Source organism: Pseudomonas azerbaijanorientalis (assembly GCF_019139795.1).
GTDB classification, from domain to species: Bacteria; Pseudomonadota; Gammaproteobacteria; order Pseudomonadales; family Pseudomonadaceae; genus Aquipseudomonas; species Aquipseudomonas laurylsulfatiphila.
In genome coordinates this window covers 1,528,557-1,543,726 of sequence record NZ_CP077078.1, presented here as the reverse complement: position 1 = coordinate 1,543,726, position 15,170 = coordinate 1,528,557, and the positions used below count along the sequence as shown (strand labels likewise).

Sequence of the window (15,170 nt, the reverse complement as noted above, 5' to 3'; positions counted from 1 at the left end):
TTCCAGCCTTGGTGACCGATAGCCGCCTTTACAGACAGGTGGCCAGGACCCGCACCAGCTTTTGCGCGCGCGGGTCCATCAAGACGTAGGGGCCCAGGGTATTTGTCACAAATCCGAAGGCTACATCGTGCTCCGGGTCGGCAAAGCCGATGGAGCCGCCGGCACCCGGATGACCAAACGCCCGCGGGCCAAGGCCGAAGGTGGCATTGGCAACGTCCGGTTGATCGAGCATGCAACCCAGGCCAAAACGGGTCCGGGTCAGTAAAGTCTTGTCCTCGCCGAGGCTGTGCTCACGAGTCAACTCATCGAGCATTTCGCTTTCCAACAGGCTGCCGTCGAGCAGACCAGCGTAGAAACCGGCCAGGCTACGGGCATTGCCATGGCCATTGGCGGCCGGCTGCTGCATGCGTCGCCACTCGGGCTTGTTGGTGCTGGTCATGATCGACGGCGGGTTGGTGAACGCCCGGGTCGTCATGGCCGTTGGCTCACGCATGGTCACTTGCAGCAGGCGCTGGGCGGCGGCATCGCCGACATTGCCCTTGCCCCGCGCAATATGGGCCACGCGATAGAACTCTTCGTCGGCCAGCCCCACATGGAAGTCCAGGCCCAACGGTTTGGCGACCCGCGCGACAATGGATTCCCCTGGCCCACGACCGTCGGCACGGCGCAGCAATTCGCCGATCAGCCAGCCATAAGTGATCGCCGCATACCCGTGGCCTTCGCCCGGCGTCCACCACGGCGTTTCGGCGGCCAGGGCGTCGACCATGGTTTGCCAGTCGTAGAGGGCTTCGGGGGCCAGCAGCTCGCGCAATGCCGGAAGGCCGGCTTGATGGCAGAGCAGTTGACGCAAGGTGACGGACGCTTTGCCGGCAGCGGCAAATTCTGGCCAGTAGCGCGCCACCGGCGCATCCAGTTGCAGCTTGCCTTCGGCCACCAGTTGCAGCGCAGTGACGGCGGTAAAGGTCTTGGTGCAGGAGAACAGGTTGGCGATGGTGTCGCTGTGCCAGGCCTCGGCCCCGTCCTTGTCGGCGGTGCCGGCCCACAGATCAAGGACGGTTTCGCCACCAATCTGAATGCACAATGCTGCGCCACGCTCCTGGGGATCGTCGAACAGCGCTGCGAAAGCCTCTCGCACCGCTTCGAACTTAAGCTCGTAATGACCCTGAATCTGCACCCGCAACTCCCCCCGGATTAACGCTCTACAAAGTGGCGGGCATTGTTCCAGCCCTTGAGGGTTTTGGGAACAGGGTTGGGCCGGACGGTTGTTTCGCCACCGATCCCTTGTGGCGAGGGGGATTGTCGGATCGCCACAGGGTTTCAGCTTTTAATGGCCTTGGCCGGAATGCCCACCCGCGCCCTTCCCCGGCCCCTTGCCGGCCTCGGCCTTGCGACCGCCCTCGGCGTCGTGGCTGGCTTTGTCGGCGTCAGCTGCAGCCTTCCCGGCCTCTTTGCCCAATTGTTCGACCGTCGCCAGGTTGCTCTTGCGCACACTGTCGACAAAGCCCTGAAACGGCAGATCCGTGATGCCCACCAACCCGAAGTGACCGTTTTCACCATCAAGCAGGCGCCCGGTGACCGGTTGATCGAGATACTGGAACCAATGCACGCCAACAATCGACGGTTCGCTCATTGCCTGCTTGAGGAAGTTGGCATACGCCGCACCACGGTCCTCCTCTTTCGCCAACGGCGTGACACCGCTCCAGAACGGCCCACGATCAGCCGAGCCGAAATTGAACTCGGTGATCAGCACCGGTTTGTCGAGACTGCGCAGTTTGGCGAAGTCGTAACCATCCTGGGGTTGCAGGGTGTACATGTTGAAGCTCAGCACGTCGCAGTACTGGGCGCAGGACTCCACGGCTTCCGGCGTGCTGATGGCGAAACGGCCACCGAGCAGCAGCTGGTTTGGCGCGTGCCACTTGAGTGAGTCGGAAATGGTCTTGAAGTAAGTGTCGGCAAAGACCTTCTGGAAGTATTTGAAGTCGGCTTCGATTTCCGGGTGCTCGGCGCTCGGCAGCGGTGGCACGAATCCCGGATCCTCCATCAATTCCCAGGCGGGCAGATCAATGCCCCAGGCTTTCGACAGGCCCGCCTGATTGCGGTACTTGTCACGCAGTTGCTTGAGGAATGCACGTTTGGCCGGCACATCGGTGGTCATTTTCAAGGTGCCGTAGGCCAGGGCATAACGGGCTTTGGGATCATCCCCGGGACCGGCCCAGGCCAGTTCGTTGTCGGCGTAGTAACCGATCAGCCACGGATCATCACGATGGTCGCGGGCGGCAATCGCCACTGCACGTTCGGTGGCCATGGCAAAACGTGGGTCGAACGGATCGGGCATGCCGCCCCACCAGTCGGTACCGGTGCTGATGCTGGCGTAGTCGCCGACGATCGACAGCGGCAAGGTGTATGGCACGCGATCGGCGTTGCCCAGTACCGGGGCGCTCCAGTTGCCGATGGTATTGAAGCCCCAGGCCTGCAGGCGATCAAGGGTATGACTGGCCCAGCGCTGCTCGTCGAACAACGCTTTGCACGGTTCGACCGATGCTGGCTCTGCCGCTGTTACTACCGTCGCTTCAGTCTTGGCGGCTTCGGCGACGCCAGATTCGGCGGTTGCAGGAGCAACGGGTTGCTCCGCAGCCTTGATCGCTGTCGCTTCAACCGCATCCGCCTTGGCCGCTGTGGCGACTCCCGCTTTGGTGTCGCTGCCCAAAGCGCAAGGATCGCCATACAGACGTTGCAGGTTGGCACCGTAGAAGTCGTACCAGCGCCCGGCATTGTAGCCGCGCCCTTGATCGGCACCATTGCCGCCACGGTTGTCGCCTTCGCCGTAGTGGCTGGCCAGCGCCTCGTCAGCTTTGGGCAGGGACTCGAACATCCACTCGCGACCGGCCACATAGGTCTGGTTGACATCCGGGGCCATGGTATTGACCCCAAGGGAATAGAACGGATGGCCTTCAGGCGTCACCAGATACCAGCGACCGTTGCGCTTCTCGGTGTGGAAAAAGCCGCTGGCCTTGAACGACGGGCCTTTGGTCAATCCGCCAAATTTGTCCAGCGAAGACTTCTGACGTTCAGCGAGCCAGGTTTTCAGTTGTTGCTGCTCCTTGGCGGCGGCGCTTTTCATCTGCTCGTCGCTGCTGACTTTTTCCGGCCATTTGGCCCGGGTCGACTGGCCATACGCATCCACCAACCCGCCATACACGACTTGGCTGACCGACTCGCCGTCCTGCACACCAAAGCGCTCCAACAGGATGCTTTGCGCGGCTTTGGGCTGGTCCATCGACAACGTCACGGACACCACCTGGCTGCGATCCAGCTCACCGGCGCTGCTGGCCAGCAACACACGCTGGCCCTCAACGATCATCGGCATCGGCGGGCCGGCCTTCATGCCCTGGCTCAGCGGTGATGTCGCTTGCAGCGGCACCAACAGGGTTTGCGCAGGCCCGGCTGGCAAATCGACGCGACTGACCAGGGTCTTGCCGTCGTTGCTCTGGATGGTCACGTACAGGGTCAAGGCCCAGTTCATCGCGCTCTGGATCCGCAGGCTCATGACGCCTGACTGCGACCAGTCCCAGGCACCGGTTTGCGGGGTCAGGCGCAACGTCGGGCGGGCGACCGGGTTGAAGGTCACCCGGCGCAACACTTCGCCTTCAGGGGTTTGCTCGGCGTTGGATTGCGGCAGGCTGGCGTCCTGTGTCGCCACCTGGACCACGTCGGCGGGGCGCACAAAGTTGAACAGCGTCTGCTGGCTGGCGGGGGCGGCCAACAGCGGTGTTGCGAACAACAGGGCAAATACGGCAGGCAACGAACGGCAAATCATGAGAACGAAATTCTCCCTAACGACCTCAATGGGCCAGTGAAAAAGCGGTGGCAGAGAGATAGACAACGCGGTGGGCAAAACTGCCCACCGGTGCTTCAGGAAATTTCTCGACGGAACGGCGGCAACGCGTTGAGGATGGCTTTGCCATAGCGCTGGGTCACCAGGCGCCGGTCGAGCAAGGTGATGGTGCCGCGGTCCTCTTCGGTGCGCAGCAAGCGACCGCAGGCCTGGACCAGTTTCAGCGAGGCGTCCGGTACGGAGATTTCCATGAACGGATTGCCGCCCCGTGCTTCGATCCATTCCGACAGCGCCGCTTCGACGGGATCATCGGGTACCGAGAATGGAATCTTGGCAATGACCACGTGCTCGCAATAGGCACCGGGCAAGTCGACCCCTTCGGCGAAGCTCGCCAGGCCGAACAGCACGCTGGAATCCCCGCCATCGACCCGCGCCTTGTGCTTGTTCAGGGTTTCCTGCTTCGACAGGTTGCCCTGAATGAACACTTGCTTGCGCCAGTCGCGGTCCAGGCCATCGAACACGTCCTGCATCTGTTTGCGCGAGGAAAACAGCACCAGTGTGCCCCGCGAGCCCTCGACCAGTTCCGGCAGATCACGAATGATCGCGGCGGTATGTGCCGCTGCATCACGGGGATCGGCGTTCAGGTTCGGCACCCGCAGCACACCGGCGTCGGCATGATGAAAGGGGCTCGGCACCACCGCCGTCACGGCTTTTTTCGGCAGCCCGGCGCGCATGCGGAAGCGGTCGAAGGTACCGAGGGCGGTCAAGGTCGCCGACGTCACCAGGCAGCCATACGCCACGTTCCACAGGTTGCGCCGGAGCATTTCCGCCGCGAGGATGGGGCTTGCGTTGACCTCGATGTCGAACAGCGAACCGCTTTCGGCCAGGGTCAGCCAGCGAGCCATGGGCGGGTTGTCTTCCGGGTCTTCGACGGTGAAGGCGGTCCACAGCTCCCAGTTGCCGGAAGAGCGCGACAGCAGGCTGCCGAACAGCGGGTACCACTCTTCAGCCTGGTTGCTGGCGATGCCAATGTTGACCTCGCCGTCCATGCCTTCCTTGAGCAGGTCGGTCAGGCGGGTGAACAAGTCGGTCAGCCGAGCGAAGCCTTTCTTCAGTTCGATGCCCATTTCACGCATGTGCTCGGGAATCACCCCGCCGACGAATCGGTGACGCGGGCGCTCGCGGCCCTCAACGTCTTCGCCGGGTTTGAAGTCGGCAATCTGCTCGCACGCGGTGAACATGAACTGCTGCTGGGTCTTGATCTCCCGCGCCAGCTCCGGCACCTGCTCGATCAACTTGCCCAGGTCGCCCGGCAACGGGTGTTGGGCCAGCAATTTGGTGAGGTTCTTGGCGGTGGTTTCCAGCCAGTCGGCAGTGGAGCGCAGTCGCGTGTAATGGGCGAAGTGGCCGATGGCCTTGTCCGGCAGGTGATGGCCTTCGTCGAACACGTAGATGGTGTCGCGCGGGTCCGGCAGTACGGCGCCGCCGCCCAGGGCCAGGTCGGCCAGGACCATGTCGTGGTTGGTGACGATCACGTCGACCTTGCCCATGCCTTCGCGGGCCTTGTAGAAAGCGCACTGGCCGAAGTTCGGGCAATGACGGTTGGTGCACTGGCTGTGATCGGTGGTCAGGCGCGCCCAGTCGGCGTCTTCCAGGGCGGTGGACCAACTGTCGCGGTCGCCGTCCCACTTATTGCCGGCGAGCTTCTCGATCATGCTGGTGAACAGCTTCTGGCTGGCCTCGTCGACCTCGATCTTGAAACCCTCTTCTTCGAACAGTTGCGCAGTGGCAGTCTGCGCGTGGCCTTCCTGGAGCAACATGTCGAGTTTGGACAGGCACATGTAGCGCCCGCGCCCCTTGGCCAGGGCGAAGCTGAAGTTCAGCCCGCTGTTGCGCATCAGGTCGGGCAAGTCCTTGTAGACGATCTGCTCCTGCAGGGCCACGGTGGCCGTGGCGATCACCAGGCGCTTGCCGGCGGCCTTGGCCGTAGGAATCGCCGCCAGGCTGTAGGCCACGGTCTTGCCAGTACCGGTGCCGGCTTCCACCGCGACAATCGCGGGGTCGCCACTGCGCCGGCCTTCGTCGTCGGTGTCGATGTCACCCAGGACCTTGGCGACTTCGGCAATCATCAGGCGTTGGCCGTAGCGCGGCTTGAGGCTCTTGGCTTCGAGAAAACGCGAGTAGGCGCCCTGGATCGTGGTTTTGAGTTCGGTGCTGATCATGGATTGTCGGGCGCAAAAAACGCTGGATAAATTTTCAGTGGTTCGGATCGACGGCTATCATACCCCGCTAATGAATCCTGCGCAGAACGGAGTACCCGAATGACACCTTTTAGCCTCATATATAGCCTGCATGTACTGGCTGCCCTGCTCTGGGTCGGCGGCATGTTTTTCGCCTGGATGGTCCTGCGCCCCGCCGCGATCAAGGCACTTGAAGGCCCTGCCCGGCTGAAGTTGTGGGTAGAAGTGTTTCAAGGTTTTTTCCGCTGGGTCTGGGTGGCGGTGGTGCTGTTGCCGGTCAGCGGAGTGGGCATGCTGCATATGCACTTCAACGGCTTTGAAGCCGCACCGCGCTATGTGCAAGTGATGATGGGTCTGTATGTGGTAATGACCGCGCTGTTTATCCGCATTCAGGCGCTGATGCTGCCGGAACTGCGCACCGCCGTGGCCGAACAGGATTGGTCGGCGGGTGCTGCGATACTGGGGCGGATTCGCCGGTTGGTGGGGATCAATCTGTTGGTGGGGTTGGCTGTGGTGGCGATTGCGGCGGCTCGACCGATGTTTTGAATCTAAAGCGCTTTTGTGGCGAGGGGGCTTGTCGGATCGCCGCACCGCCCCGCTCGGCTGCGAAGCAGTCGTAAAACCAGACACCGCTAACCTTCAGCAGTATTGCGATTGCCGGAATTGGGGCCGCTTCGCGGCCCAACGGGGGCAAGCCCCCTCGCCACAGGCAAGCCCCCTCGCCACAGTAGTTCTTGGTTAACTTTATAACCGCTGCACAGTCACCGAACCCGCTGCACCTTCAGACCCCGGCTGCCCGTCGACGCCAGGTTTGCCGCTCTTGCCGCCATCGGCCTTGTAGACCAGGCAGCCCTTGGCCTTGCCGCCCGCCCCCGGTTTGCCGCCCGGGCCGGCCAGGCCACCGGCACCGCCAGCCACCTGCACCTTGATCCGGTCTGCCGGAAAGTCGTGGGGCACTGCCAGCCTGACCAACGCACCCGGCGCGCCTGGTTGACCATTGCTGCCATCACTGCCATCGGCACCGCGACCGGCCTGGCCCCAGGTGCAGCCAGGGTCCTGACCGTTGGCGCCATCCAGGCCGACAAATCCCGGTGCGCCTGCGCCGCCTCGTGCGTCCACCAACAATTGCGGTGCATTCAGTGTCTTGATCTGCAAATCAAGATTGCGCCCGGAGCGGGCGGCTTTCTGATAGGTCCCGGGCGCGCCACGCGCGGTGATCTGGCTGCCTTCGGACAAATCAGCGCGACGGACCTTCAGCGCCAGCGCCTGCTCTCCCGGCACAATGGCGATGCGCGCTTCACGTCCCAGATGCAACTCACCCACGGTGACTTCGGTGACGTTCGAAGGAATCAGCAAGGTGCCGTAATCGGCCACTTCCAGGCGTTCCAGTTGCAGGGTGCTGGCGGTGTTGGGCAAGCGCATCAGCGAGTTGGGTTCGACACTCACCACCTGTGCGCTGGCCAATGGACTGATGAGTGCAGCGAACAGACAGAGTTTACGCATGGGAAGCCTTCGAAGCGCCGGGGGCTGGAATGGTTTGCAGGTGGAATACACCGAAAATGACGATCTTCAGGCGGTCAAGCCAGGGATGGGCGCGACCTCGCAGGCTGCGATAGCACAACAGTGCTTCCAGAAGATGGATGAACCCCAACAGGCCCCCGGCCAGATTGACCAACAGGTGCAGCGGAAAGACAAATGGCGTGAGCTGATTGACCAGCACCACCAACCAGAACAGCAGGGTCAATAACCGCCCCAGCCCCCATAAGACTTTCATACGCTCCCCCGATGAGAATTATTGTTTGGGCGCACAGTAACGGCTTCCGCGCGGGATAAGCCAGAGGGCAACGGAAAATTCTTCATGAAGGCCGCCGAACGGCCGTCGCAGCGCTAACAACTGTCGCTCGACGGCTCTATCTCTTGGCTCAGCGGTTTACATGCAGTTCCACTCGACGGTTTTTCGCACGACCTTCGTCCGTTTCATTGTCGGCAATCGGCTGACTTTCGCCCCTGCCTTCGCTGGTGACTTTGTTCGGCGCCACACCCTGGCTGATCAAGTATTCCGCCACGCTGCTGGCGCGTCGCTCCGACAAGGCCTGGTTATAGGCATCCGAACCGACGCTGTCGGTATGGCCAACTACTTTGATGCTGACCACATCGGCATCCAGGAACTGGCTCATCAACGCATCCAGTTGACTCTTGGCCGTCGGGGTCAGATCGGATTGATTGAAGACAAACAGTAGATCGCTCAGCGTAATGACTTGGGTTTGCGCAGGCTCGATCTGGACGCGGTCCGGGTACTGCGGCACCGGGCAACCGCGATGGTCGGCCGGGGTATTGGCGGGAGTATCAGCGCAACGGTCGCGCCGGTCGAAAACGCCGTCGCCGTCTTCGTCGCCATCCTGGGCATAGCAGATCAAGCCGCCGGACAAGATACCCAGCGCCGCCCCGCCCGCGGCCCAGGCACCACTCTCGATTGCGCCCAGACCACCACCGACCAAGCCGCCGATAAGGCTGCAGATTGGCCAGGTTCGTTGATTGAGGGGGGCAGTGCCATCGCTGTGGGTCGCGCAGCCGGTCAAGAGGCTGCCAAGTAGCAGAACCGGCAAGACGGTCCTTGTGAGAACGATCATATTGAAAGCTCCTGTGTCACCGGCCCATACCGGTTACACAGGAGTAAAGACCCGCATCCGCGACTGCACAAGGCGCGGATGCGAGGGGCGGTTAACGCTGGATTTTGATTTCCGTACGACGGTTCTGTGCACGGCCGTCAGCGGTTTTGTTGTCCGCAACCGGCTGGCTTTCACCGGCACCGACCACCGACACGAAGTTGCTGCGAGGTACGCCTTGATCGATGAGGTATTCAACCACCGAGTGGGCGCGTTTATCCGACAGTTTCTGGTTGTAGGCGTCGCTGCCCACGCTGTCGGTATGACCGGTTACGGTCAGTTGAGCAGTCGGGGCTTCGGCTTTCAGGCGAGTGGCAATCTTATCGAGGACCTGTTTATCGGACGAGGTAAGCGTGGCTTTATCAAACTGGAAGTGAACATCGCGGATGACGATGGTTTCTTCCTTGACCACAACCACTTCTTCAACCACAGGCGCTGGTGGTGGGCAACCGTTGGCATCGACCTGAACGCCTTTAGGCGTGCCCGGGCACTTGTCGCGACTATCCGGCACACCGTCGCCGTCTTCGTCGCCATCACCGTGCACCCAGCAATAAGCCGCTGCCGTACCGCCGACAAGCAGAGCACCATACCCTGCCCATGCCGAGCTTTCGGTCGCACCGAGGCCCGCACCCACGACACCACCAACCGCCGCACAGGTCGGCCAGTCGGTTTTCTGCAAACCTGCGCAACCAGTCAACACACTGGTTAGCAGAACCAAGGGTAATGCTGTCCGAACTATGCTCATCTAGTTTTCTCCTGAAGGATCGGCTTAGAACCGATTCAGGTAGTAAAGACCCGAGTATTAATCTCCGCCAGCAATAGGCCATGCTGTTTATTGAGGCATTAACGGCAGCTTGGCGCATTTGTCGCCAAGCCGCTCTAGGCCCGAACGGCCGGGCAGGCTAGTCTTGGCAGATCTGATTGAGGATCTTCGATGATTGCAGGTATTTCTTCACGCACGCCGCAGCAGGCACTGGCCGCTTTACTTGACCGATATGCCCCCGCGCGCCTGTTGTTGATCGGCGCCAGCGAATTCCCGGCACTGGAAGCATTCAAACTCGCGCACCCGGACAGTTGCGTTGCTTTCGCGGCCCCAGGCCCATTGCCCGACGAGTTGGCGGCCCGCCGATTCGACCTGGCCCTGGTGGTCGATTGCCTGGAGCATTTGCCCAAGCGCGACGGCCTGAACCTGTTGGGCGGCATCCGCAACCTCAACGCCAGCCGCATCGCCGTGCTGGCGGATCTGCCGGCCTGTGGCTGGCAGGAAACCGACTTTTTCTCCCTGGCCCTGCAAGCCAGCGAGCGCTTTCAACGGGACGAACAGGTCTTGACCCTGTTTACCTACGATCTGCTTGAATACAAACAAGTCCCCGACTGGCTCAATTCGCGCTTCTGGGCCAATCCGGAAAACTTCGGGAAATACTGGTGGTAAAGCAATGAGTACATCCATTTGCCCTTGCGGCAGCGGCACCCTGCTTGATGCCTGCTGCGGTCACTACCATGCCGGACACTCGGCGCCATGTGCCGAAGCCTTGATGCGCTCGCGCTACAGCGCCTACGTGCTGGGGTTGGTCGACTATCTGGTGGCCACCACCCTGCCCGCCCAACAGGCCGGTCTGGACCGTCAATCGATCAGTGACTGGAGTGCGCAAAGTACGTGGCTGGGCCTTGAGGTGGAAAGCTCCGAAGTGCTGGGTGGCCAGCCTGAACACGCTTTCGTGACCTTCACCGCGCGGTGGCACGACAGCAGTGGCGAGCACAGCCATCGAGAGCGCTCATCGTTCGTTCAGAACACCGGGCGCTGGTATTTCATCGACCCGACCGTGCCACTCAAACTCGGGCGCAATGACCCCTGCCCCTGTGCCAGTGGACAGAAGTTCAAGAAATGTTGTGCGGGTTACTTCAGCAGCCAGTCCATGGAATGACTGCCCACCACGCAGCAGCTGTCGAAGGCTGCGATCCTTTGGGTCTAGACTGGGACTCAAGGGAGAAACTCCACGATGATCATCCGCCGCTGCGCACGCTGTCTGCTTACCCTGTTCCTGACATTGGGACTTGGCGGCTGTGCGTCGTGGTTCGACGACGACTTGCCGGACCCCGAGGTCCATCTGGTGAAGGTCGAAGTGGTCAGCGCCAAACTGCTGGAACAGAAACTCCTCCTGCATTTTCGCATCGACAACCCCAACGACAGTGACCTGACAGTGCGCAGTCTGGAGTACCGCGTTCACCTGGCTGACATACTGCTGGCCGACGGCGAGTACGAACACTGGTTCACCATCAGCCCCAGGCACAGTGCCTACTTCAAGGTACCGATCCGCACCAACCTGTGGTCCAAGGTCCGGGATCTGGCCAAACTGCTGAAAAAATCCGACCAACCCATTCCCTATCGTCTGGAAGGTGAACTGGAAACCGGTATATTCATCGCCCACTACGTGCACCTGGCGCGCAATGGCGTGATAATCGCCACCGATTTAATTCCGGAGCAACACCGATGACCCAGCAACCCCATGTCCACGGCCCTGACTGCAACCACGATCACGATCATGACCACCATGATCACGACCACGGCCATGTCCACGGTCCGAACTGCGGCCACGCCCACCAGGAACCGGTGCGCAATGCCCTGAAAGACGTCGGCCGCAACGATCCGTGCCCATGCGGCAACGGCAAGAAATTCAAGAAGTGCCACGGCGCTTGATACTTCGGGCGAAGACTTGCTTCGCCTGTTGAATCGTCTTCGCGAGCAGACCTGTGCTGTGAATGCAGTTCCCTTGTGGGAGCGGGCTTGCTCGCGAAAGCGGTGTGTCAGGCAAAAACGATGTTGAAGCTGAGGCCCTCTTCGCGAGCAAGCCCGCTCCCACAATAGTTGTCAGTCATCCATCAGAAGGGTGGCAGCGCTGACCACCGTCGCATACTCGCCATGCAGATTCCCCAGCGACATCGCATGCACCTCTTCGGCACTATGGGCATGGCCGAAAAAGTCAGCCTTGTCGAAGGTAAAGCACGCATCCTCGGCCACCCAGGTATCAAACCCCAGGTTGCCCGCGGTGCGCGCCGTAGACTCCACCGAGTTGTGGGTCGCGACACCCACAATGATCAACTGCCCGATCCCGACCTCGCGCAACTGCATCTCCAGCCCCGTCGAACAAAACGCATCCGGCACCTGCTTCTGGATCAAGCGTTCACCGGCCATTGGCGCGAACCGCTCCTGAAACTCCACTCCCGACTGCTGCGGCCAGAACACCGAGTCCTCCGAGCGGGACAGGTGCTGCACATGGATCACCGGCCGAGCGGTGCGCCGCCAATGCCCGAGCAATTCCAGCATGCGCTCTTCGGCCTGAGGGTTATTCCTGCGGCCAAGCCTGGGGTGAAGGATGCCTTTTTGTTGATCGATGATGATCAGTGCCGCGTTTGCCTTGAGCTCCATGCTGGTTTTTCTCCCAGGATTGTTGACCGTGTCGCACTTCAACATCACCGGTTACGGCTGGCAAGCCACTGTCGAGAATCAAAAGGACGCAGCCTTCGGCAGCTCCTACCGGGATACGCCGATCTTTGACAAATCCCGAAATAACCTTGTACCCCGCTTGCGCGGCCACCTCCCGCTCACTAACGTAGCGCCTTTATTGCGCCCCACCGCCTCTACCCCCCGCAGGAGCTTTGCCATGGCCTCGCCAGCCCTTACTCATTTTCTACCCCGGTTCGGCGTTGCCGCAGCAGTGGCGGGCGTTTTGAGCCTGAACGGTTGTCAGAACTTCAACGCCCAGGACACCCTCCCGCCGACCTCCGGCGTGCAGCCGCTCAAGGGCCTGGCGCAGAACGTTTCGGTGCGCCGCAATGCCATGGGCATGCCGCTGATCGAAAGCAACAGCTTCCACGACGCGCTGTTCACACTCGGTTACGTGCATGCCAGCGACCGCATCACGCAGATGGTCACCCTGCGCCTGCTGGCCCAGGGTCGATTGGCCGAGATGCACGGCGCGGACCTGCTGGATGCCGACCGTTACATGCGGGCGGTCAACCTGAAGAAAAGTGCCGGCGAGTTGTACAAGGCCTCTTCGCCGCGCCTCAAGCGTTTCTTCGAAGTCTATGCGCGGGGTGTCAACGCCTACCTTTTCCGCTACCGCGACAAGCTGCCGGCGGACCTCGCGGCCACCGGCTACCAGCCTGAATATTGGCAGCCGGAAGATTCGGCGCTGATTTTCTGCCTGTTGAACTTCAGCCAGTCGACCAACCTGCCGGAAGAGATTTCCTCGCTGGTACTGGCCCAGACCGTCACCACCGACAAACTGGCGTGGCTGACGCCGTCCGCCCCCGATGAAAAACTGCCGGTCGCCGAGAGCGAAAAACTCCAGGGCCTCAAGCTCAACGGGCAAGTACCGGGCCTGGCCGAACTCAGCAAAGCCACGGGACAACTGTCGGACCTGAGCCTGCTGGGCGCCACCTCGTCGAACAACTGGGCCATCGCCGCGCAACGCAGCCGCAGCGGCATGAGCCTGTTGGCCAGTGACAGTCACGGCCCGCTGGGCGTGCCTTCATTGTTCAGTTACGTGCAGATTCGCGCGCCGAAGTATCAGGCGTCCGGCGTGACCATCGCGGGCCTGCCGATGGTGCTCGGTGGTTTCAACGGTAAAGTGGCTTGGAGCATGGCGTCCGTGATGGGCGACAACCAGGACCTGTTCCTGGAAAAGATCAAGCGCCAGGGCAACGGACTTGCCTACGAAAACGCCGGGAAGTGGCAGCCGACGATCGTGCGCAACGAAACCTATTTCGTCAAAGGCCAGCGGCCGATTCGCGAAGCGGTGTACGAAACCCGCCATGGCCCGCTGCTCAACAGCGCCCAGGGCACCATGCTGGCCAATGGTTTCGGCCTGGCCTTGCAGATGCCGAACTTCACCGACGACAAGACCCTGGACGCGTTCTTCGACCTGTCCCGCGCCCAGAGCGCCGAGAGAGCATCGGATGCCAGCCGCGAAATCCGCGCCATCGCACTGAACCTGGTGTTTGCCGACGCCAGCCACATCGGCTGGCAGGTCACCGGCCGCTACCCGAACCGCCGCGAAGGCGAAGGCCTGCTGCCCTCGCCGGGTTGGGAAGGTCGATATGACTGGGACGGTTATGCCGACCCGATGCTGCACCCGTACGACCAGGACCCGGCCCAAGGCTGGCTCGGCACCGCCAATCAGCGGGTCATCCCCCATGGCTACGGCATGCAGCTGTCCAATTCCTGGGCCGCTCCGGAGCGCGGCGAGCGTCTGGCCGAACTGGCCGGCGCAGGCAAACACGACAGCCGCAGCCTGATCGCCATGCAGTACGACCAGACCACTACCTTCGCTGCCAAGCTGAAAAAAATGTTCGAAACGCCAGGCATGGCCCAGCCACTCAAACAAGCCATCGACGCCTTGCCGACGGCCGATCGCGCCAAGGCACACGAAGCCTACAGCCGCTTGATGGCGTTCGATGGCAAGCTCAGCCCGACTTCCACCGATGCGGCCATCTACGAACTGTTCCTGCAGGAAAGCACCCGGCAGATCTTCCTCGACGAACTGGGCCCGGAAGGCAATCCGGCGTGGAAGGCCTTTGTCGCCGATGGCAAGTTGTCCTACGCAGCCCAGGCCGATCACTTGCTCGGGCGTGAGGACAGCCCGTTCTGGGATGACGTGCGCACCGCACACAAAGAAGACAAACCGGCCATCCTCGCGCGCAGCCTCGCTGCAGCGATCAGCGCTGGCGACAGCCAGTTGGGCGGCGATCACAAAGCCTGGCAGTGGGGCAAACTGCATCGCTATGAATGGAAGAACAGCAGCGGCCAGACGGTACGCGGTCCGCTGCCAGCCGGTGGCGATCACACCACACTCAACACCGCCGCGTTCGCCTGGGGCCAGGACTTCAACACCACGCTGGCGCCCGCCATGCGCTTTATCGTCGACTTCGGCCAGTCCGAACCGCTGATGGCACAGAACGGCACCGGTCAGTCCGGCAACCCGGCCAGTGCGAATTACCTCAACAGCATCGAACCCTGGCTCAAGGGCCAGTACATGAGCCTGCCGATGCAGCCGCAAAACTTCGACAAGGCCTATGGCAAGAATCGACTGACACTGACACCCGGCAAGTAACGCTGATCCCTGTGGGAGCGGGCTTGCTCGCTCCCACACTGGTTTTCATCCGCTCATAAAGCCCGATAGTACTTCCCGCCCCGCGCCAACCTCATAGCTGACAAGTCACCGAGTCGACCTTTGGCCTGCCGATCTACCGCTGGCAACCCCAGGGTACAGGTGCTTGCAAATCTGCTCAGCTACCCCTCTATTCATCCTCAAATATTTTTCTTTTTGAGTCGCACTGGTGCAGCCATTTCCCTGCGCCCGTTTTCGTGCATAAATCTGTCTCCGGTTATTTCCAGACACCTTTTAAAACGCTTGTTCGGCACTCTGG

General features: G+C 61.5%; 14 protein-coding genes. 6 read left to right on the top strand and 8 right to left on the bottom strand.

Translation table 11 applies throughout. The features are described from left to right. Window positions 1-28: 28 nt before the first annotated feature. The 3 genes from KSS91_RS06735 to dinG form a co-directional block, all read right to left on the bottom strand. The gene (locus KSS91_RS06735) at window positions 29-1,174 is read right to left on the bottom strand and encodes a serine hydrolase domain-containing protein (protein WP_015093823.1); all 1,146 of its coding nucleotides are present in this window, start codon (window positions 1,172-1,174) and stop codon (window positions 29-31) included. Window positions 1,175-1,324: 150 nt separating this feature from the next. After that, window positions 1,325-3,817: a beta-galactosidase gene (locus KSS91_RS06730; RefSeq protein WP_217837403.1), complete on the bottom strand. Its 2,493-nt coding sequence runs from the start codon at window positions 3,815-3,817 to the stop codon at window positions 1,325-1,327. A gap of 95 nt (window positions 3,818-3,912) precedes the next feature. Continuing rightward, window positions 3,913-6,057, bottom strand: a complete 2,145-nt coding sequence (gene dinG / locus KSS91_RS06725; protein ID WP_008016067.1) for an ATP-dependent DNA helicase DinG — start codon at window positions 6,055-6,057, stop codon at window positions 3,913-3,915. A gap of 99 nt (window positions 6,058-6,156) precedes the next feature. Between dinG and KSS91_RS06720 the strand changes: the two genes are divergently transcribed. Continuing rightward, the gene (locus tag KSS91_RS06720; RefSeq protein ID WP_217837402.1) at window positions 6,157-6,621 is read left to right on the top strand and encodes a CopD family protein; all 465 of its coding nucleotides are present in this window, start codon (window positions 6,157-6,159) and stop codon (window positions 6,619-6,621) included. A 198-nt stretch (window positions 6,622-6,819) separates the two neighbouring features. On the opposite strand, the gene KSS91_RS06715 is transcribed toward KSS91_RS06720, so the two are convergent. The 4 genes from KSS91_RS06715 to KSS91_RS06700 all read right to left on the bottom strand — a co-directional run bounded on the left by KSS91_RS06715 (window position 6,820) and on the right by KSS91_RS06700 (window position 9,486). Further along, complete coding sequence (locus tag KSS91_RS06715) at window positions 6,820-7,578, bottom strand: collagen-like protein (protein ID WP_217837401.1); 759 nt, start codon at window positions 7,576-7,578, stop codon at window positions 6,820-6,822. Next, window positions 7,571-7,849 carry a DUF1145 domain-containing protein gene (locus tag KSS91_RS06710; protein ID WP_015093819.1) on the bottom strand — a complete coding sequence of 93 codons (279 nt, stop codon included), beginning with the start codon at window positions 7,847-7,849 and terminating at the stop codon, window positions 7,571-7,573. Before KSS91_RS06710 ends, KSS91_RS06715 begins: the two co-directional genes overlap by 8 nt. A gap of 148 nt (window positions 7,850-7,997) precedes the next feature. Beyond that, on the bottom strand, window positions 7,998-8,705 hold the full coding sequence (locus tag KSS91_RS06705) for a PA1041 family peptidoglycan-binding anchor lipoprotein (RefSeq protein ID WP_217837400.1): 708 nt from the start codon (window positions 8,703-8,705) through the stop codon (window positions 7,998-8,000). 91 nt (window positions 8,706-8,796) lie between these two features. Then, entirely contained in the window at window positions 8,797-9,486 is a 690-nt protein-coding gene (locus KSS91_RS06700) for a PA1041 family peptidoglycan-binding anchor lipoprotein (protein ID WP_095965078.1), read from the bottom strand. A gap of 189 nt (window positions 9,487-9,675) precedes the next feature. Between KSS91_RS06700 and KSS91_RS06695 the strand changes: the two genes are divergently transcribed. The 4 genes from KSS91_RS06695 to KSS91_RS06680 all read left to right on the top strand — a co-directional run bounded on the left by KSS91_RS06695 (window position 9,676) and on the right by KSS91_RS06680 (window position 11,439). Continuing rightward, entirely contained in the window at window positions 9,676-10,173 is a 498-nt protein-coding gene (locus KSS91_RS06695) for a DUF6231 family protein (RefSeq protein WP_007971634.1), read from the top strand. Window positions 10,174-10,177: 4 nt separating this feature from the next. After that, the gene (locus KSS91_RS06690; RefSeq protein WP_217837399.1) at window positions 10,178-10,666 is read left to right on the top strand and encodes a YchJ family protein; all 489 of its coding nucleotides are present in this window, start codon (window positions 10,178-10,180) and stop codon (window positions 10,664-10,666) included. Window positions 10,667-10,741: 75 nt separating this feature from the next. Continuing rightward, window positions 10,742-11,236, top strand: a complete 495-nt coding sequence (locus KSS91_RS06685) for an LEA/WHy family protein (RefSeq protein WP_217837398.1) — start codon at window positions 10,742-10,744, stop codon at window positions 11,234-11,236. After that, complete coding sequence (locus tag KSS91_RS06680) at window positions 11,233-11,439, top strand: SEC-C metal-binding domain-containing protein (protein WP_007918601.1); 207 nt, start codon at window positions 11,233-11,235, stop codon at window positions 11,437-11,439. Before KSS91_RS06685 ends, KSS91_RS06680 begins: the two co-directional genes overlap by 4 nt. A gap of 171 nt (window positions 11,440-11,610) precedes the next feature. On the opposite strand, the gene KSS91_RS06675 is transcribed toward KSS91_RS06680, so the two are convergent. Continuing rightward, window positions 11,611-12,168 carry a cysteine hydrolase family protein gene (locus tag KSS91_RS06675; RefSeq protein ID WP_217837397.1) on the bottom strand — a complete coding sequence of 186 codons (558 nt, stop codon included), beginning with the start codon at window positions 12,166-12,168 and terminating at the stop codon, window positions 11,611-11,613. A gap of 235 nt (window positions 12,169-12,403) precedes the next feature. Between KSS91_RS06675 and KSS91_RS06670 the strand changes: the two genes are divergently transcribed. Then, a complete protein-coding gene (locus KSS91_RS06670; protein ID WP_217837396.1) occupies window positions 12,404-14,854 on the top strand; it encodes a penicillin acylase family protein in 2,451 nt (816 codons plus the stop codon). The last annotated feature ends 316 nt before the right edge of the window (window positions 14,855-15,170 follow it).